This window comes from Pseudaestuariivita atlantica (assembly GCF_001205715.1).
Lineage (GTDB): Bacteria > Pseudomonadota > Alphaproteobacteria > Rhodobacterales > Rhodobacteraceae > Pseudaestuariivita > Pseudaestuariivita atlantica.
The window spans coordinates 87,603-104,764 of sequence record NZ_AQQZ01000007.1 but is presented as its reverse complement, the minus strand read 5'-3'; the positions used below and the strand labels follow the sequence as shown (position 1 = coordinate 104,764).

General features: G+C 64.4%; 21 protein-coding genes, 1 tRNA gene and 1 pseudogene. 11 read left to right on the top strand and 12 right to left on the bottom strand.

The window, feature by feature from the left end:
* Nucleotides 1–12: 12 nt before the first annotated feature.
* From ATO11_RS15235 to soxX, 9 genes are all read right to left on the bottom strand, one after another.
* Nucleotides 13–393, bottom strand: coding sequence for a c-type cytochrome (locus ATO11_RS15235; protein WP_050531769.1), 381 nt, complete (start codon nt 391–393; stop codon nt 13–15).
* Nucleotides 390–1,721 (bottom strand): c-type cytochrome, encoded by a 1,332-nt coding sequence (locus ATO11_RS15230; protein WP_082176367.1) that lies wholly within the window; start codon nt 1,719–1,721, stop codon nt 390–392. The genes ATO11_RS15235 and ATO11_RS15230 overlap by 4 nt, the downstream gene beginning before the upstream one ends.
* A complete protein-coding gene (soxC, locus tag ATO11_RS15225; protein ID WP_050531768.1) occupies nt 1,705–2,973 on the bottom strand; it encodes a sulfite dehydrogenase in 1,269 nt (422 codons plus the stop codon). Before soxC ends, ATO11_RS15230 begins: the two co-directional genes overlap by 17 nt.
* Before the next feature lie 63 nt (nt 2,974–3,036).
* Nucleotides 3,037–3,474 (bottom strand): DsrE family protein, encoded by a 438-nt coding sequence (locus ATO11_RS15220; RefSeq protein WP_050531767.1) that lies wholly within the window; start codon nt 3,472–3,474, stop codon nt 3,037–3,039.
* Between the two features lie 16 nt (nt 3,475–3,490).
* On the bottom strand, nt 3,491–5,188 hold the full coding sequence (gene soxB / locus ATO11_RS15215; protein ID WP_050531766.1) for a thiosulfohydrolase SoxB: 1,698 nt from the start codon (nt 5,186–5,188) through the stop codon (nt 3,491–3,493).
* A 93-nt stretch (nt 5,189–5,281) separates the two neighbouring features.
* Nucleotides 5,282–6,112, bottom strand: a complete 831-nt coding sequence (gene soxA / locus ATO11_RS15210) for a sulfur oxidation c-type cytochrome SoxA (protein ID WP_050531765.1) — start codon at nt 6,110–6,112, stop codon at nt 5,282–5,284.
* Between the two features lie 29 nt (nt 6,113–6,141).
* Nucleotides 6,142–6,471 carry a thiosulfate oxidation carrier complex protein SoxZ gene (gene soxZ, locus ATO11_RS15205; RefSeq protein WP_050531764.1) on the bottom strand — a complete coding sequence of 110 codons (330 nt, stop codon included), beginning with the start codon at nt 6,469–6,471 and terminating at the stop codon, nt 6,142–6,144.
* A gap of 23 nt (nt 6,472–6,494) precedes the next feature.
* Nucleotides 6,495–6,917 carry a thiosulfate oxidation carrier protein SoxY gene (gene soxY / locus ATO11_RS15200; RefSeq protein ID WP_050531763.1) on the bottom strand — a complete coding sequence of 141 codons (423 nt, stop codon included), beginning with the start codon at nt 6,915–6,917 and terminating at the stop codon, nt 6,495–6,497.
* Nucleotides 6,918–6,939: 22 nt separating this feature from the next.
* A complete protein-coding gene (gene soxX, locus ATO11_RS15195) occupies nt 6,940–7,395 on the bottom strand; it encodes a sulfur oxidation c-type cytochrome SoxX (protein ID WP_050531762.1) in 456 nt (151 codons plus the stop codon).
* A 304-nt stretch (nt 7,396–7,699) separates the two neighbouring features.
* Between soxX and ATO11_RS15190 the strand changes: the two genes are divergently transcribed.
* Entirely contained in the window at nt 7,700–8,005 is a 306-nt protein-coding gene (locus ATO11_RS15190; RefSeq protein ID WP_134643137.1) for a hypothetical protein, read from the top strand.
* A 30-nt stretch (nt 8,006–8,035) separates the two neighbouring features.
* On the opposite strand, the gene ATO11_RS15185 is transcribed toward ATO11_RS15190, so the two are convergent.
* Both ATO11_RS15185 and ATO11_RS15180 read right to left on the bottom strand, forming a co-directional pair.
* Nucleotides 8,036–8,596: a thioredoxin family protein gene (locus tag ATO11_RS15185; protein WP_050531760.1), complete on the bottom strand. Its 561-nt coding sequence runs from the start codon at nt 8,594–8,596 to the stop codon at nt 8,036–8,038.
* A 17-nt stretch (nt 8,597–8,613) separates the two neighbouring features.
* The gene (locus ATO11_RS15180; protein ID WP_050531759.1) at nt 8,614–9,354 is read right to left on the bottom strand and encodes a cytochrome c biogenesis CcdA family protein; all 741 of its coding nucleotides are present in this window, start codon (nt 9,352–9,354) and stop codon (nt 8,614–8,616) included.
* A gap of 79 nt (nt 9,355–9,433) precedes the next feature.
* Between ATO11_RS15180 and ATO11_RS15175 the strand changes: the two genes are divergently transcribed.
* The 6 genes from ATO11_RS15175 (at nt 9,434) to ATO11_RS15150 (ending at nt 14,645) form a co-directional block, all read left to right on the top strand.
* A complete protein-coding gene (locus ATO11_RS15175) occupies nt 9,434–9,802 on the top strand; it encodes a thioredoxin domain-containing protein (protein ID WP_110553724.1) in 369 nt (122 codons plus the stop codon).
* Between the two features lie 18 nt (nt 9,803–9,820).
* The gene (locus ATO11_RS15170) at nt 9,821–10,192 is read left to right on the top strand and encodes an ArsR/SmtB family transcription factor (RefSeq protein ID WP_082176383.1); all 372 of its coding nucleotides are present in this window, start codon (nt 9,821–9,823) and stop codon (nt 10,190–10,192) included.
* 38 nt (nt 10,193–10,230) lie between these two features.
* Entirely contained in the window at nt 10,231–11,283 is a 1,053-nt protein-coding gene (locus tag ATO11_RS15165; protein WP_050531757.1) for a YeeE/YedE family protein, read from the top strand.
* A 141-nt stretch (nt 11,284–11,424) separates the two neighbouring features.
* Nucleotides 11,425–12,468: a TRAP transporter substrate-binding protein gene (locus ATO11_RS15160; RefSeq protein WP_050531756.1), complete on the top strand. Its 1,044-nt coding sequence runs from the start codon at nt 11,425–11,427 to the stop codon at nt 12,466–12,468.
* A 99-nt stretch (nt 12,469–12,567) separates the two neighbouring features.
* Nucleotides 12,568–13,152 (top strand): TRAP transporter small permease, encoded by a 585-nt coding sequence (locus ATO11_RS15155; RefSeq protein ID WP_050531755.1) that lies wholly within the window; start codon nt 12,568–12,570, stop codon nt 13,150–13,152.
* Nucleotides 13,149–14,645 carry a TRAP transporter large permease gene (locus tag ATO11_RS15150; protein WP_050531754.1) on the top strand — a complete coding sequence of 499 codons (1,497 nt, stop codon included), beginning with the start codon at nt 13,149–13,151 and terminating at the stop codon, nt 14,643–14,645. Before ATO11_RS15155 ends, ATO11_RS15150 begins: the two co-directional genes overlap by 4 nt.
* Before the next feature lie 20 nt (nt 14,646–14,665).
* On the opposite strand, the gene ATO11_RS15145 is transcribed toward ATO11_RS15150, so the two are convergent.
* A tRNA-Leu gene (locus ATO11_RS15145) sits at nt 14,666–14,751 on the bottom strand.
* Nucleotides 14,752–14,943: 192 nt separating this feature from the next.
* Between ATO11_RS15145 and ATO11_RS22195 the strand changes: the two genes are divergently transcribed.
* The 4 genes and pseudogenes from ATO11_RS22195 to ATO11_RS22400 all read left to right on the top strand — a co-directional run bounded on the left by ATO11_RS22195 (nt 14,944) and on the right by ATO11_RS22400 (nt 17,114).
* Complete coding sequence (locus ATO11_RS22195; protein WP_165586988.1) at nt 14,944–15,114, top strand: hypothetical protein; 171 nt, start codon at nt 14,944–14,946, stop codon at nt 15,112–15,114.
* 54 nt (nt 15,115–15,168) lie between these two features.
* Nucleotides 15,169–15,345, top strand: a complete 177-nt coding sequence (locus ATO11_RS22190) for a hypothetical protein (protein WP_165586987.1) — start codon at nt 15,169–15,171, stop codon at nt 15,343–15,345.
* A 2-nt stretch (nt 15,346–15,347) separates the two neighbouring features.
* A pseudogene (locus ATO11_RS22530) lies at nt 15,348–16,637 on the top strand (sensor histidine kinase); the annotation flags it as partial.
* Nucleotides 16,638–16,652: 15 nt separating this feature from the next.
* Nucleotides 16,653–17,114, top strand: a complete 462-nt coding sequence (locus ATO11_RS22400) for a response regulator (RefSeq protein ID WP_278044300.1) — start codon at nt 16,653–16,655, stop codon at nt 17,112–17,114.
* Nucleotides 17,115–17,162 lie beyond the last annotated feature (48 nt).

Genomic DNA, 17,162 nt, shown 5'->3' with positions numbered 1-17,162 from the left:
AAAATAACGGCGTCATTCGACGTCCAAATTGGTAAAATACGCGGCCAGCGCCGCGATCTCTTCGTCGCCCAGCGGGGCGGCAATCATCTGCATGACCGGATGGTCGCGGTACTGGGTCTTGTATTCGTACATGGCGACCCGGAAGAGGACGTCATCGAGGTAGACGATGGCCGGGATCCCGTTCGATTCACCGCTCGACTGGTGGCAGGTCGTGCATTCACCGCCGAGGTATTCGCCGTATTCCGCGTCACCCAGCGCCGTCAGGACCTCGGGCGAGACCCCGACATCGGCGGCAAATTCCGCGATTTCTTCCGCCGTGTAGATCCCTTCGGCCCAGCCCGCGCCCGCCGAGAGGGCAAGCGCGATGCCAAGGGCCAGCGCGGGGCGCGTCATGATCCCTCTCCGAAGCTGGCGAGATAGGCGGTGATCGCCTCGATATCCGCCTCCTTCTTCAGGCCCGAGAAGGACATCTTGGTCCCCTTCATGTACTCCTTCGGCTTGGCGAGGAAGGCGGCGAGCGATGCCTCGTCCCAGACGCGGCCCTCTTCCATCGCCGCCTTGAATACGTTGGAATACTTGAAGCCGTCCACCGACCCGATCGTGCGGCCGATGAGGTTGTTGAGCTGCGGGCCGGACTTGTTCTTGGCGCCTTGCCCCACCTGGTGGCAGGCCTTGCACTTCTTGAACACCTTCTCGCCCGCCGCGACCAGTTCAGCACCCGCATCTTCCTCGGGCGCCTCGACTGCTGCGGGTTGCACCGCCGGGGTCGTGGCCGCCGCCTGCGTGACCGCCGCCACGTGCGAGGGGCCGTCGGCGGTAAAGCTCGGCAGGCTGTCCAGCTGGTCCCTTGCGTGGTTCATCACCGATTCCGTGCCGCCCTCGGGCGGTTCGGAGACAAGGAAGACCGAACGCATCGTGATCTTCACCTCGTCCTTGCAGTTTTCCATGCAGGGCTCGGCGCTCCAGTCGGCATATTCGCGGTCGGGCCGGTCGTCGATGACGAAGCCGTCCTTGTTGTACATTTCGAACTCCGCGAAATTCTCGCTCGACAGCTCGAATTCGTCATCCACGAGGTCGTTGGAGTAGAGGATGTAGGCGACGATGGCATAGGTTTCGTCCGCCGTCAGCGTGCCCGCCTCGCCGAACGGCATCGAGCGGTGGACGTAATCCCACACGGTCGACAGGTAGGGCCAGTAGGAGCCGACGGTCTTGACCGGGTCCTTGTCGGCAAGCGTGTCGAACCCGCCGGCCAGCACCGGCCAGTTGTCCACGCCTTCGGCGAAATCGCCGTGGCAGGACGCGCATTTGGCGGCAAAGACCTCTTCGCCGGTGAACACGTCGCCCGCGCCTTCGGGCAGGCCGCGCCCGTCGGGCAGGACGTCCACGTCCCAGGCGGCAAGCTCTTCGGCATGGGCCGCGCGGCCAAGGCCGAAGGCGCCGTCACGTTCGGGTGCCGGAGCGGTCAGCGACAGGGCCACGGGCCGCGCTTCCAGTTCCGCGACACGCGCGCGCGCCTCTTCCTGAACGGCGGCGATCTGCGCCTGCAGGCCCTCGTTGGCGGCGGCCTGTTCGACCACCCGCGCCTCCGCGGCCTGCGCCTGCGCGAGTGCCATGTCGGCCTCTTGCGCCTTGTAGCCGCGCGTAGACAGGCCATAGGCCGCGCCCAGCACGATCCCGGTCACGCCCAGTGCGGGCCACAGGGGGTTAGGAGACTTCGACATTCTCGGCGATCCCTTGTTCGTTCACGTACCAGGTCTGGATACAGTTGTTGTGGTAGACGGAGTTCTCGCCCCGGCTGTCGCGCAGTTGCGCCTTGGTGGGCTGGACGTATCCGGTCTCATCCATCGCGCGGGATTGCAGCAGCATCGGTGCCCCGTCCCAGTCGACGTCGAGGTAGAAGCGCGTGAGCGCCTTGGTGTCGCCCTGCTTGCCCAGCCGCGCGGTCTCCCACGTGATGCCGCCATCGCGCGACACGTCCACGCGGGTGATCTGCCCGTGGCCCGACCATGCCAGACCCGAGATGACCAGCGGGCCCTTCCCGTGGGTGATCGGCATTTGCGGCGAGGGCGAGGTGATGACGGATTTCGCGTCCATCACCCATGTCCATTTGCGCGCCGTGCCGTCCTCGTAAACGTCGGTGTATTTGCTGGTTTCCTCGCGGCTTTCGACGGGTCCATCGACCACCTCGATCCGGCGGAGCCACTTGACCCACATGTTGCCTTCCCAGCCCGGCACGACGAGGCGCACCGGGTACCCGTGCTCCATACGCAAAGCCTCGCCATTGGCCTTGAACGCAACGAGCACGTCGTCCAGCGCCTTTTCCATCGGGATCGACCGCCCGTTCGAGGACGCGTCCGCACCCTCGACATAGACCCACTTGTCGGCGCTGATATCCGCGCCCGCCTCTTTCAGCAGGGTCCTGAGCGGCACGCCGGTATATTCCATGTTGTGGATCATGCCGTGGGTGAACTGCGCGCCGTTCAGCTGCGCACCGGCCCATTCCATGCCCGTATTCGCTGCACATTCGCAGAAATAGACGTGGTTTTCGCGCGGGAAGCGTTCGATGTCGGCATAGGTGAAGACCAGCGGGCGATCGACCAGCCCGTTGATCATCAAGCGGTAATCCTGCTTCGACAGCTCGATCGCGCCCGAATGGTGGCGTTCGAACGCGCATCCTTGCGGCGTGATCGTCCCTTCCAGCGCGTGGATCGGCGTGAAGTTGATCGACGAGATCGGAGAGGCCGTCAGCCACTCGACGTTCCGCCGCACAACGTGGCTCTCGAAGCTGATCGGCATGCCATAAGGCGTCTCGTCCACGCCTGCGCCGGTATAGGACGCCCAGTCCTGCAATTCGGTGATCAGCGGATCGGGGCCGCTTTGCGCGGCAGCGGCTCCTGCAACTGTTCCCGCTGCCATGGCCGCGCTGCCCTTCAGGAAGGCGCGGCGCGAAGGTCTGCTGAGCGCATCGCTCATATGTCTGCTCTCCTTGCAACAAATGATCCCGCCGCCCCCGGCGACGGGATCAGGGTAGACTGGTCAGGGACGGACGTAGGCGTATCCGTTCTCCTGCAATTCGATCAGCCGCACGACGCCCGAAGTCACCATGTCGGCCTCGCTCATCAATTCGATCTCCTTGCCCGCCTTCTCGCTCATCTTGCGATGCGTGTTGCCGCATGCGGCGAAAGACAGGTTGTCGAGTTCAAGCGACATCGCCGAGATACGATGCTCGACCGGGCTTTTGCCCGGGATGAACATGTTCAGACCCGGACCATAGGCGACCACTTCGATCACGACCTCGTCGCCCACGCTTTCGTAGTACTTCGACACGTTGACCACGTTGTTCAGCGCCATGTTCATGACCTGAGGATCGTTTTCGTCGACGTGAATGGCGACGTAGTGTGTCTTGCCCTCGGCAAAGGCACCGCCGGCCGCAAGACTGGCAGCCACTACCGCCGCTGTCAGGACTGATTTCATTGGTTCTTCCTCCCTTTCAAACCCCAGTAACGATGACGGAATTGTTGGGAGCGGTGCTCACCGTGCCTTGCTTGCGGATGTGGCTTTCGACCACGTCCCAGATCTGCGGTCCCTCGGTGCCTTCGTTGACGCTGGCCCAGCCGGTCACGACGTATGACTTGGATGGGTCGATGGCCTCGCCCGTCGCCAGAAGCGTCATGTCGGAAATGCGGCTGCCCTGCGGTTTGGACACGTCGATGCGGTAGCCAAGCCCGCCGGTGCGCACCATGTCCCCGCCCTGCTGGTAATAGGGATCGGGGTTGAAGATGTTGTCGGCCACGTCTTCGAGGACGACCTTCAGGAATTCGCCCGTGAACTCGGTCCGGTAGGCGCGGCCATAGGTCATGGACGTCACGCCGTAGATATCCTCGCGCGTGATGTCCTGACCGGGCAAGAGCGACGGCCCCCATCGCACGCCGGGAGACAGCGCGATCTGCGCGTCGCGTTCGCTGAGCAGCGCGTCGCAGATCAGGTCGTCCCACGTCCCGTTGAAGTTGCCGCGGCGGTAAAGGAGGCTGTCGGTCTGGCCGATCACCTCGGCCATTTCCGCTTCGTAGGGCGCGCGCTGTTCATCGATCAGCGCGGCGACTTCGGCATCCGGCGTAATCACGTCCGAGAAGATGGGGATCAGCTTGGTGCGGTAGCCCATCATCCGCCCGTCGCGGATATCCAGATCGACGCGGCTGACGAACTTCCCGTTCGATCCCGACGGCACGAGGATCGTCTCGCCCACCAGCACGGGTTCGGGCAGTGCGTCATGAGTATGGCCCGACAGGATCACGTCGATCCCCGGCACAACGCTCGCCATCTTCTTGTCGACGTCGAACCCGTTATGGGACAACACGACCACGCATTCGGCACCCGCCGCGCGGACCTCTTCGACCATCGCCGCCATGTTCTCGTCCCGGATGCCGAAGGAGTATTCGGGGAACATCCAGCCGGGATTGGCGATGGGCATGTAGGGGAAGGCCTGCCCGATCACGGCGATCTTGGTGCCGCCGCGTTCGAACATCTTGTAGGGCGCGAACAGCTCTGCCGGTTCGTCCCACTCGGCGTCGAATATGTTCTGGCCCAGTGCGGCGAAGGGCAGGTTTTCCACGATCTCGGCCACGCGGTCGCTGCCCAGCGTGAACTCCCAGTGGAAGGTCATCGCGTCGGGCGCGAGGGCGTTCATTACGTTGACCATGTCCTGCCCCTGCGTCTTCAGGCAGGTGTAGGAGCCGTGCCACGTATCGCCCCCGTCCAGGAGGATCGCGTCGGGGCGGTCGGCGCGGATGGCCTTGATCACGGTTGCGACGCGATCAAGGCCACCGACGCGGCCATAGGCTTGCGCCAGGGAGGAAAAGTCGCCCGAGGACAGGGCGTAATGTGACGGGCTGCCATCGGCGATACCGTAAAGCTTGCGGAAGTCCGCGCCCGTCACGTGCGGCACCGCGCCCTTGTTGGGACCCACGCCGATATTGATCGAGGGTTCGCGGAAATAGATCGGTTTCAGCTGCCCGTGAATGTCCGTGACATGGATAAGCGACACGTTTCCGAACGTGTCGAATTCCAGAAGCTGGTCCTGCGTCAGGGCCTGCTGGGCAGCGACCCGCGCCCAGTTGCCGAAGCCCGAGGCTCCGAGGATGGCGGCGCCGGCCATGCCGACCTGCAGAAAGTCGCGACGGGAGATCATGTGGTGTCCTGATCCTCAATACATATGCGCATAACTGAATGTAATGCGCAAAAACAGGCCCCGCGCCATGGACGCAGGGCCTTTCAGGTTTGGTTAGTTGCGGACCGAAGGTGTTTCGACCGACAGGCCCTGCCCCCGCGATGCGAGATACAGTTCGAGCGCCAAGAATTCCTCGCCACCCTCTTTGTAGGGCGTTGCGCGGATGTTCTTCATGCATCCCTTGAACCGGCCATGGGCCGAGTTCAGCTTGGCGTTCTTAAGGCGGTAGGTCGGGAACCCGTTGATCTGGCCCTGGGACAGGTGGTCGGCGCGGATCATCACGCCGTAATTGTCCTCGTGACAGTTGGAGCACGCCATCTGCAGCTGGCCGACCTTGGTGTAGTAAAGTTCCTTGCCCTTCTCCCAGAACGGCGCCGCTTCACCATCGATGGCCACGTTGACGGGCATGCCGCGCGATTGCAGGCCGATCAGGGCGGTGACCGCGGTCATCTGGCCGCCCGACCATTTCCACGGCTCGGCGCCCATGCGCTCGGTCCGGCATTCGTTGACAAGGTTCTCCATCGTGACCAGTTCACCGTCCTCGACGCGCGGCAGCGTCGTGCGCAGACCGGCAAAGTCGGCGACATCCTCGTGGCAGGACGAACACGCCTTGCCTTCGGATCCTTCGACCTTGTCGAACAGGTCGATGCCCTTGTCGACGAACACCATCGCCGGGTTCTCGAAGTCGTCGGTTTCCAGCGCCTGCGTCTCCTGCGAGCGGAAGCGCCAGCCCGAATAGATCGTGTCGACGTTTTCCATGTGCGCCGGTGCGGCGACTTCCGTCACCATCGGCTCGCCTTCGATGGAAAGCGAATTGCTGTCCTGCGCCAGGCCTGTCCCCGCCGCAAGAATGAGTGCCGTTGCTATGCTGAACGTCGTCCGCATGGCGTCCTCCCTGTTCCCTTTGCGTGCTCTTACGACACGCTGATTTTCTTGGTCGTCTCGTACACGTCGCCGTCGTCGTCGTACCACGTGAACGTGAACTCGCCCGATTCCGGCACGACAGCCTCGAACTGGAAGTAGGGGTTCGTGGAGATCGCGGGTTCGAGCGTCACGTCGATCACGTTCTGGCCGTTGAAGTCGGCGGTGAAGCGATTGATGATCGAACGCGGGATGACGTTGCCGTCATCGTCCTTGCGCTGGCCGCTTTCCATCTTGTGGCTGATCAGGGTCTTGATCGTGATCGTGTCGCCTGCAGCCGCGCTTTTCGGGACCTTGACGCGGGGTTTCACACCAGTTGCCATAATATCTCTCCTCGTCCTTCAGGTCAGCCGCCGCAGCCGCCGATGGTCACTTTGACGTTGGCCTGCGCCTTCTGGAACGTGCCGTCTTCCATCTTGGCGATGGCGATCACGTTCTGGGTGCCGGCGAGGCGGATCCGCGTCGATGCGGACCGCGAGGCGCTGAGCGGCCCGAAGGTGAAGGTGGCGACCGCCGGGAGCGGGTTGCCATCGGCGTAAAGCGTCACCTGCGCCGCGCCCGGTGCGTCGACCGAGATCGGAACCGTGTTGCCGTTCTCGGCGATCTCGGGCGCGTCGATCGTGATCACCCCCTCGCCGATCTCCGCACCACCCGTCAGGGCCGCGATCGCTTCCTCGGTCTGGTTGGCAAAGGCGGGCAGACCCGTGAGGCTGGCCAATGCGAACGTGCCGGAACCGATGGCGAGAATTTTTCTCCGTGTCAGGTCCATGTTGAACTCCTTCCCTGGAAGATCACTCTTCCTTCAGTGTCATCAGATAGGCGACGACATCCTCGACCTGCTGCGCGGTCAGGATGCTCTGGCCATCAAAGCCTTCGAGCGGGCGGACATAGCCGCTGTCGATGTAGAAGGCGGGCATCATCGTGTCCTCGAACGTCATCTTCGCGTTCGCCACGATCCCGCGCAGTTCCGCCTCGTTCCAGCGGTCGGCGACGCCATCCAGCATCGGCGCGACCTCGCCGTGGAACGATTCCTCCGACAGGTCGGAATTGGCATGGCAGGCGAGGCAGTTGCCCTGCTTGCGGTTGGCAAAGACCTTGCGGCCCTCGGCGGCGTCACCCGCGACCCCGGTCAGCGACGCGGCGACGACGCCTTCGTCGAACATGACCTTGGTCGGTGCGACGACCTCTGCAAGGGCCGTGGTCGCGCCCAGCGCCGCGATCAACCCGAATAGCGATGCGTGTTTCATGCATCCTCCCTGTGACGATTCCGGTTCTTGTTTTCCCGGTACCCTACGGCACACGGTTCGCGTGACGCAACATCAAATTCAACTAAGTGAATTTTTGTATCTGTTCCGGGTGTTGCGCGGGCGCCGGGGGGGTCTGGCCCCGGAATTCCCGCACGGGGCGGTGACTGTCGCAGGTGCTCCGTCGCCCTGCCGGTCGGGCAATCCCCGCGCACGGGGCGGCATAATCCTTCGTTCTTCCCCAGAAAGGGCACATTTTGCGGCCAGACCAAGCGTGCAACGAGTGAAACGGTTCAGGAAACGCATGATGCCCAAGGTTCAAAAACTCACCGCTGTCCAGTCGCGCATGATCCATGTCGGCATGGTGATGACCATCGGCAGCGTCATCGCGGTGCAGTTCGTGCAGAGCGGCGCCGTGGAATTCGCGCTTGTCGCGCTGGCGCTGATCGGGATCGTCCTGTCCATCGCCCCGCTTCTTGCCAGCGACGACAGCGGCTGGTGGGCCGCGCTGCGCCAAAAGGTCCGGGACGCCGATGCGGACGATGACCTGTGGGAGTGCTCCCAACCGACGCGGACGCGTGGCCAAGGCGACGACGAAGAACGGGACGATTAGAGCCGGAACCGCCCTGCCCGCACCGGACGGTCAGCCATTGTCTTCCTCGATCCGGCGCGCGTGGTACTTCTGGAACGGCTCGTCCGTCTCGTAACCCTTTTCGACCACCCAGCGCATCATGTTGAGCGTGGTGCCCGGCCCGAAGGCCCCCGGCATCATGGCGACCGCGGCCTGCGCGGCGGTCTGGCCTTCCTCCACCTCTTCGGGCAGGAAATAGATGCTCGGCGTGAACAGCGCACCCCAGCGTTTGACCATGTCCTTCTCGGGCATCGCCTCCCCGTCGAAATCGGTGACCTCGACATCGCCGAACATGTTGATCTGGACGACGAAGAAGTTGTCTTCGATGAACTGTTCGATCTCGGGAATGACGAAGACCTCCTCGTGCATCTTCTTGCAATAGATGCAGCCCCGCTGTTCGATGATCAGCATCAGGCGCTTGCCCTCGTCGTTCGCCTCGGCAAGGTCCTCGCCGAGGTCCTTGAACGTGTCGCGCATCCACGCCGTCTTGTAGAGCCCGTCATCCCCCATCTCGGCGGCAAGCGCCGTCGAGGCAAAAAGGGCGGCGAACAGGATTGTCAGCACGCGTTTCATGGCAATCTCCTTCCTTGTCAGCCGATGGCGCTGAAGACGGGAAACGTCTCGAGCATCCATTGGGCGATGATGTTGACGGAATTGGTGGCGATCAGGATGCCGAAGACGATCAGCAGGACGCCCATCAGCTTCTCGACCAGGCCAAGGTAGCGGCGAAAACGGGCCATCCACGACATGAAGGGGCCGATGAACAGCGCGGCGGCGATGAACGGCAGGGTCATGCCCAGCCCGTAGGTGAAAAGCAGCATCGCGCCCTGCCCCGCGCTGTCCTGCCCGGCGGCGGTGAACAGGATCGCGGCCAGCACCGGGCCCACGCAGGGCGTCCAGCCGAAGGCAAAGGCGAACCCGATGACATAGGCCCCCAGAAGCCCGACATTCGAGGTCTCGCCCGCATCGGCACGGAACTGGCGGTACAGAAACCCGATGCGGACCACCCCGAGGAAGTGCAAACCCATCGCGATGATGATCGCCGCCGCGACCCAGCGCAGCACGTCGAAATACTCGCGCACCAACCCGCCAAAGACGGTGGCGGTGGCGCCAAGGCCGACGAAGACGGTGATCACGCCCAGCGCGAAACAGCAGGCCGCGAGGAACGCGCGCAGGCGCACGGCCGCCGACACCTCGGCCCCGGCAGAGATCTGGTTCATGCCGACGCCCGCGAGGTAGCTGAGGTAGAACGGCACGATTGGCAGGACGCAGGGTGACAGAAAAGACAGCAGACCCGCGATAAATGCGCCGAAAAACGTGACATCGAACATTTTCGGGAGCGCCCTTGTCTTGAGATATTCAAAAATTAGATTATGACAAAGTGAAGCAGAGCGTCAACGGATGGTCCAAATGCGGATGCTGAAAGCGGGTGCCGTGGCCCTGATCGCGGTGCTGCCATTTGCAGCCCACGCCGAACCGTACCTCCTGATGGCCGAGGAGCACGGCTGTTACTGGTGCGAGAAGTGGAACGAGGAGATCGCCCCGATCTATCCCAAGACCGTCGAGGGCCGCACGGCGCCCCTGCGCCGCTATGACCTGCACAGCGAAACGCCCGATGTCGTCTTCGAACGGCGGGTGCAATACACGCCCACCTTCATCCTCGTGGAGGACGGCAAAGAACTGGGCCGGATCGAAGGCTATCCGGGCGAGGACTTTTTCTGGGGCCTGCTGACGGTCATGTTCCAGCGCGCAGGCATCCCCTTGGAAGAGGCGAGTTAATCCCCTATGAGCACGCCCATGACACTCGAAGCCGACAACGCGCATACCGCACCGTCCCGCCTGCCCGTGTTCGACAAGGACACCTGCCCCGAGGACATGGAGCGGATGATGGAAAACGCGCAGCGCGCGTCCAACTTCCTCAAGGCGATCAGCCATGAAGGGCGGCTGATGATCCTGTGCCACCTCGCCTCGGGCGAGAAGTCGGTGACCGAGCTTGAAGAGCTTCTGTCCGCCCGCCAGGCGGCGGTGTCGCAGCAACTGTCCCGCCTGCGGCTCGAAGGGCTGGTCACGCCCCGCCGCGACGGCAAGGCGATCTACTACAGCTTGACAGACGACCGGCCCCGGCAAATCATGGAAGTGGTCTACGACCTGTTCTGCAGGGAAGACTGACCGGACGCCTCGCCAGCGTTCGGTGCGGGAGGAAGCCAATGCTGGAAACGCTGGGAGAAGCCAACACCACGGCTTTGATCGGATTGTTGGGTGGCATCGCCCTGGGCCTTGCCGCGCGCATCGGGCGTTTCTGCACCCTTGGCGCCATCGAGGACGTTCTTTACGGGGCCGATGACCGGCGCATGCGGATGTGGGCGATCGCCATCGGCGTGTCGATCATCGGCGTGCATGTCGCGCTGTCGACCGGTCATTTCGACCTTGGCGAGGCGGCGTATCTCGACCGCGTCTGGAACCCGCTCGGGTCTATCGTCGGCGGGCTGATGTTCGGCTATGGCATGGCGCTGAGCGGCAATTGCGGCTACGGCGCGCTGGCGCGACTGGGCGGTGGCGACCTGCGATCCTTCGTGATCGTGCTGGTGATGGGGCTGTCGGCCTATTTCGTGATGTCGGGGCCGCTGGCCCATGCCCGTGTCTGGCTGTTCTCGGTCGAGATGGACGCTTCGACACCGCAGGGCTTCTCCCAACTTCTTGACACTGCTGGAATTTCACCGCTTGTGACCGGGCTGGTTTTTGGCGGAGTGCTGATTGCGCTGGCGCTGTCGAGCGCCGAGATGCGCCGCGCGCGGGGGCAGATCTTCTGGGGTGTCGTCGTGGGGCTGGCCATCGTGTCGGGCTGGGTCGGCACCTACTGGGTCGCAGTCACCGGGTTCGAGGCGGAGCCGATCGAAACCCACACCTTCGCCGCGCCCATCGGCGACACGATTTTCTACGGCATGACGGCATCGGGCAACGCCCTGTCCTTCAGCGTCGGATCGGTGCTGGGCGTGGTGATCGGCGCGACGCTCGGCTCCTATTCCAAGGGGCATTTCCGGTGGGAGGCCTGCGAGGACCCGCGCGAATTGCGCCGCCAGCTTTTTGGCGCGGCGCTGATGGGTCCGGGCGCGATCCTTGCCGTGGGATGCAGCGTCGGTCAGGGCATTTCCGCCTTTTCCGTGCTCGCCTTCAGCGCGCCCGTCACCTTCGCGGCGATCTTCATCGGCGCGGCGCTTGGATTGCGGCAGCTGATCTCGGGCTTTGCCCCGGCCGAGTGACCGCCCGTCCGCCCGCGACGGGAGTTTTCACGAAAAAACACAGTGACATTCCCCGGCGGGTGTGAATTCTGGGACCCTGTCACGACATGACCCGCCCTGCCGCACGGCATCCGGGTCATACGGAAATGGGAGGACTTATCCATGACACCGAAACAGCGCATCTGCGGTCTTGCGGGCGCGGTACTGGCCGCGGGCCTTGCCACCGGCGCCGCCGCACAGGACGTCACGCTGAAGCTGCACCAGTTCCTGCCGCCGCAGGCCAACGTGCCCAGCAAGATTCTCGACGTCTGGGCCGACAAGGTCGAAGCCTCGTCCGACGGCGCGATCAAGATCGACCGTTTCCCGTCCATGCAACTGGGCGGCGTGCCGCCGGAACTGATGGACCAGGCGATCGACGGCGTGGCCGACATCGTGTGGACGGTGGTGGGCTACACCCCCGGTCGCTACCCGTCGACCGAGGTGTTCGAACTGCCCTTCATGGTGGCCGATGCGCGTGACGCGTCCTGCGCCTACTGGAAGATGTTCACCGAGCACATGGAGAATGGCGAATTCGCCGATCTGAAGATTCTCGGCACGTGGGTGCACGGCCCCGGCATGCTGCACACCGCCGACCCGGTGGAGACGCCTGCCGACCTGCAGGGTATGAAGATCCGCGGCGGGTCGCGGCTTGTGAACGAGCTTCTGACCGTGGCCGGCGCCACGCCCGTCGGCATGCCCGTGCCCGCGATCCCCGAAGCCCTGTCCAAAGGTGTGATCGACGGCACCACGATCCCGTGGGAAGTCACGCCCGCGCTGAAGATCCCCGAACTGGTCGAGTTTCACACCGAGTTCGAGGGCAACGCGCTTTACACGCTGACCTTCGTGCTGGCGATGAACAAGGGCGTCTATGAAGGGCTGAGCGACGCGCAGAAGGCCGCGATCGACTCCAATTCGGGGCTCGACTTCTCGATCTTCGCGGGCGGCGTGATGCAGGACATGGACGCGCCCGCGCGCGCCATCGCCGAAGAGGCCGGGAACGAGATCACGACGATCTCCGACACCTCGGAATGGCAGGAACTGGTCGCGCCCATCTATGACAGCTGGATCGCCGACGTGGCCGATGACGGCATCGACGGTCAGGCTCGCATCGACGAGGCCCGCGCGCTGATGGGCGGCGAATGCAAGGGCGCGATGTCCAAGATGTGACGCGCCGGGGCGCGGGCGGGTGACCCTGCCCGCCTGCCCCCGCAACACGATCCGCGGGACGGGCCGACAGGTCCGCCCCGCCCCAACGGTCAAGGCAGGATGCATCAGGCAATCGACAGGCTGGCGCGCATGTTCGCGCTTCTGGGCGGTGCGGTCCTGTCCGCGCTGATCGTGCTCACCTGCGCGTCGGTCGCGGGGCGCGCGATCAACACCATCCTGCACGGCGACTGGATGCAGCAGACGCTGCCGGGCCTCGCCTCGGCGCTGCTGGCAACGGGTATCGGCCCGATCAACGGCGATTTCGAAATCGTCGAGGCCGGCATGGCCTTTGCCATCTTCGCCTTCCTGCCGATCTGCCAGCTGCACGCCGCCCATGCCTCGGTCGACATTTTCACCGAACGGCTGCCCGCAGGCGCCAACCGCGCGCTGCGCGCCGTGACCGAGGCCGTCTTCGCCGCCGTCCTTATCCTGATCGCGGTGCAGCTCTGGTCCGGGATGCTGTCGAAATTCCGCTCTGGCCAGACGACTTTCCTGCTCGAATTCCCGGTCTGGTGGTCCTATGCCGCCAGCGTGGCCGCGGCGGGCGTCGCGGCGCTGGTCGGCGTCTACGTCGCCGTGATGCGCGCGCGCGAGGCGGTCGAGGGCCGCGCGATCCTGCCCGACAATGCAGGAGACGCGCCTTGAGCGATCTTGCCATCGGGGTTCTGTCCTTCCCGGCGCTTCTGACCCTGATCTTCCTGCGCGTGCCCATCGGGCTGGCGATGTTCCTGACGGGGCTTGTCGGCCTCGTGATCGTGACGGGGGAGACGACGATCCCGTTTGCGCGCCTCAAGTCCGAAACCTTCACGACCTTTTCCAACTACTCGCTGTCCATCGTGCCGATGTTCCTGCTGATGGGCCATTTCGCGACGCTGGGCGGGATGAGCCAGGCGCTGTTCCGCGCCGCAGAGGGCTGGCTCGGTCACCGCAAGGGCGGGGTCGCCATGGCCTCGGTCGGGGCCTGCGCGGGGTTCGGCGCGATCTGCGGGTCGTCGCTTGCGACCGCCGCCACGATGAGCCGCGTCGCCCTGCCCGAACTGAAGCGGTACGGCTATTCGGGCGGCTTTTCGACCGCGACACTGGCGGCGGGCGGAACCTTAGGCATCCTGATCCCGCCCTCCGTCATCCTCGTGATCTATGCCATCCTGACCGAGCAGAACATCGCCAAGCTGTTCCTCGCCGCCTTCATCCCCGGCATCCTTGCCGCCCTTGGCTACATGCTGGCGATCTCGGTCTACGTGCGGCTGAACCCCGGCTCTGCCGGGACGCGCCCGCGCCTGCCCTACGTCGCGCGGTTCCGCGCGTTGCTGGATGTCTGGCCGGTGCTGATCGTGTTCCTGCTGGTCGTGGGCGGCATCTACCTTGGCTGGTTCACCCCGACCGAAGGCGCCGCCGTCGGCGCGCTTGGCACCGGGGTGATCGCATGGGCCGCCGGCGGGCTGACCCGAGTGACGCTCGCCGAAAGCTTCGTGGTGACGGCAAAGTCGACCGCCATGATCTTCTTCATCGTGCTGGGCGCGGCCTATTACAACGGCTTCCTCGCGCTGACCCAGTTGCCGCAGGAGGCGGCAGGATGGGTCGGCGAAAGCGGGCTCAGCCCGTGGGTCATCATCGCGATCATCCTCGTCTTCTACCTGCTGCTGGGCTGCCTGATGGACAGCCTGTCGATGATCCTGCTGACCATCCCGATCTTCTGGCCCATCGTGCAGGAACTGGATTTCGGCCTCGTATCCATGGTCGACCTGCAATCCTCGCGGCTCGCCGCGCTGGTTGCCAGCGGTGCCGAACTGCCCTCCACCGTGCTGGAAGAGGCCCGATCGCTGCTGGCGGCAGGTCAGGAACTCCCGCGCGAGATCACGCGGGAACTGGGGCTGAGGGGCGTGACCAAGGGCGCACTTTCCCGCGTGAACGTCGAACAGACGGCGATCTGGTTCGGCATCCTCGTCCTGATCGTGGTCGAGGTCGGCCTGATCACGCCACCCGTCGGCATGAACCTCTTCGTCATCAACGCGATGGACCGGTCCACGCCGATGGTCGAGACATACAAGGCGGTGATCTATTTCGTCGCGACGGACCTGATCCGCGTCGCGATCCTGTTCGCCTTCCCCATCATCACGCTGATGCTACTGCCGCTTTAGCGGCGAACCAGGGGGATGCGTGGTACCCAAGGCCGGACTCGAACCGGCACGCCCGCAAAGGCGGGGGATTTTGAATCCCCTGCGTCTACCATTCCGCCACTTGGGCACGCATGGCCGCGAGTCGCGGCCGGTCTTCTGTTTACCAGCCCCAAGCGCAGATGGAACCCCCGCACGCGCCGCGCGGCCGCGCCATATTCCGTTAAAACCTTCGCTAACCGGCCGGTCGTGATTTGCGCGGCATTAAGCCTCGTTGGCCCAGTTTGCGCGATCAACACGAACACGATGAAAGGGTCCCGCAATGCACAAGCTTTTCCTGTCCGCCGGTCTTGCAGCCTGCCTTGCCCTGCCCATCGGAGAGGCCGCCGCCAGTTCGGACACGACCGAATTGAAGGCGACCCTCCAGGCGTCCATGCAGCGGGACCTTGAACGGCAGATGATCGACGGCGCCATCGCGCATCTCGACCTCTAAACGGGGGAAGCGACCAGTTACTACCCAACCGACCGCCACCCGAGGATCCTGACGATGGGTGACTATTTCGTCATGTGCGCCGGGTTGTTGACCAAGGACGGCGTCAGGCAGCCGGTCGATTTCCACATGGCGCGGAACGGGCGCCGCTTCACGATCTTCCGCACCGAAATCGGTAACCGCGCGCCCCTGAAGAAACTGATCAAGGCCGGAATCGCGCGACCCTTGAAATAACAATGTCCCTCACTGCAGCCCCGGCCCGCCCGATCCGCTTCATTGAACGGACGTTCTGGCTTTACGTGAAGTTGTCGCTCGTGCTTGTACCGACCTTCCTCGTTTTCGCGACGGTCGGGCTGGTGTGGCTGTCCGACTGGATCGCGCTGCAAAGGCAGGAATCGCTGGCCGTGCGTACCGGCAATTCGGCGGCCCGGATCGGCGGCGCGCTGGAACGGTTCAGTGACCGGCAGGACGCGCCCCCCGACTGGTCGCACCCGCATGTTCGCGAACTGATGCAGACGCTTCTCAGCGATTCGGCCGTACGCTGTGTCGAACTGGAGGCGGACCGCACCGGCGACGTGCTGGCCGTGGCGCCGCAGGGCCTCGGCTGCGCCGGGCAGGCGATCGACCACACCATGGAGTACGAGATCTTTTCCGACCCCGTCCTGCTTCTGAAACTGCATTACGATACCGACGAATTGCGCGAGGAGCAGATGCATCACCGCGAGTTTTCCATCGCGCTCCTTGTCGGCGGCCTGATGGTGGCGATGCTGACCAACTGGCTCAGCTTCTCGATCATCATCGGGCGCCCCCTGACCTCGCTGATCACCCGGCTGGAAGATGCCAAGAAACGGGCCGAAGCCGCGAACGAGGCGAAATCGGATTTCCTTGCCCAGATGAGCCACGAAATCCGCACGCCGAGGAACGGCGTGATCGGCATGGCCGACCTGCTGGATGCGACCGACCTCGACAAGACTCAGAAAGGCTATGTCCGGACGATTGCCGACAGCGCCGACGCGTTGCTGACAATCATCAACGATATCCTCGACTTCTCGAAATTGGAGGCGGGCAGGATCGACCTCGCGCAAGAGGCCTATTCGCTGGCGGAAACGGCCCGCCAGGTGGTCGAGCTTCTGCGCCCGGCCGCGCGCGACAAGGACCTTGCGCTGTCGCTCGACATCGACCCGGACCTGCCGGATGTCGTGCAGGGCGATGCCGGGCGGGTGCGGCAGGTCCTGCTGAACGTGATCGGCAACGCGATCAAGTTCACCCTCGACGGCTGGGTCTGGGTGCGGCTGGACCGCACGCCCGACGGCGCGGCCATCGCCGTGTCCGACAGCGGCACCGGCATCCCGCCCGAAAAGCTCGACACCGTCTTTTCCGCCTTCGAACAGGTCAACAATGCCCGTAACTGACAGTTCGACGGCACCGGGCTGGGGCTTTCCATCTCGCGCAGCCTCGCGCGGGCGATGGGCGGCGACCTCACCGTGTCTTCGACCGAGGGCGCAGGCACCGAATTCGTCTTCACCCTGCCCCTTGATGCCGTGGCGCGGCCCGCCGCCCCGCGGCAAGACGTGCAGGCGGCGGCCAGCAGCGTCCGCCCCGGTTGGGCGCGCGGGCGGCGTATCCTTGTCGTTGACGACAACGCCACCAACCGGCTCGTCATCGAGCGGTTCATGGCCGACAGCGGGGCCGAGATCACGTTCGCCACCAACGGGCAGGAGGCTGTCGACACCTACAAGGCATCGCCCTGCCCGACGATCCTGATGGACGTGTCGATGCCGGCGATGAACGGCCTCCGCGCGACCGAGATCATCCGCGGGCTCGAAGGCAAGAGCGGTATCACACCCAGCCGGATCATCGCGTTGACCGCCAATGCGCACCAGACCGACCGCGACGCAGCCACGCGGGCGGGGATGGACGCCTTCCTGACGAAACCCTTGCGCAAGGCCGATTTGGTCGATGCGCTGATGTCGCTCTTCGGTGCCGCGCCCTCCCCTGCCTGACGCGACAAACACCGCGGCTTTCCATCACCGGCAAGACCGCGTAGACCC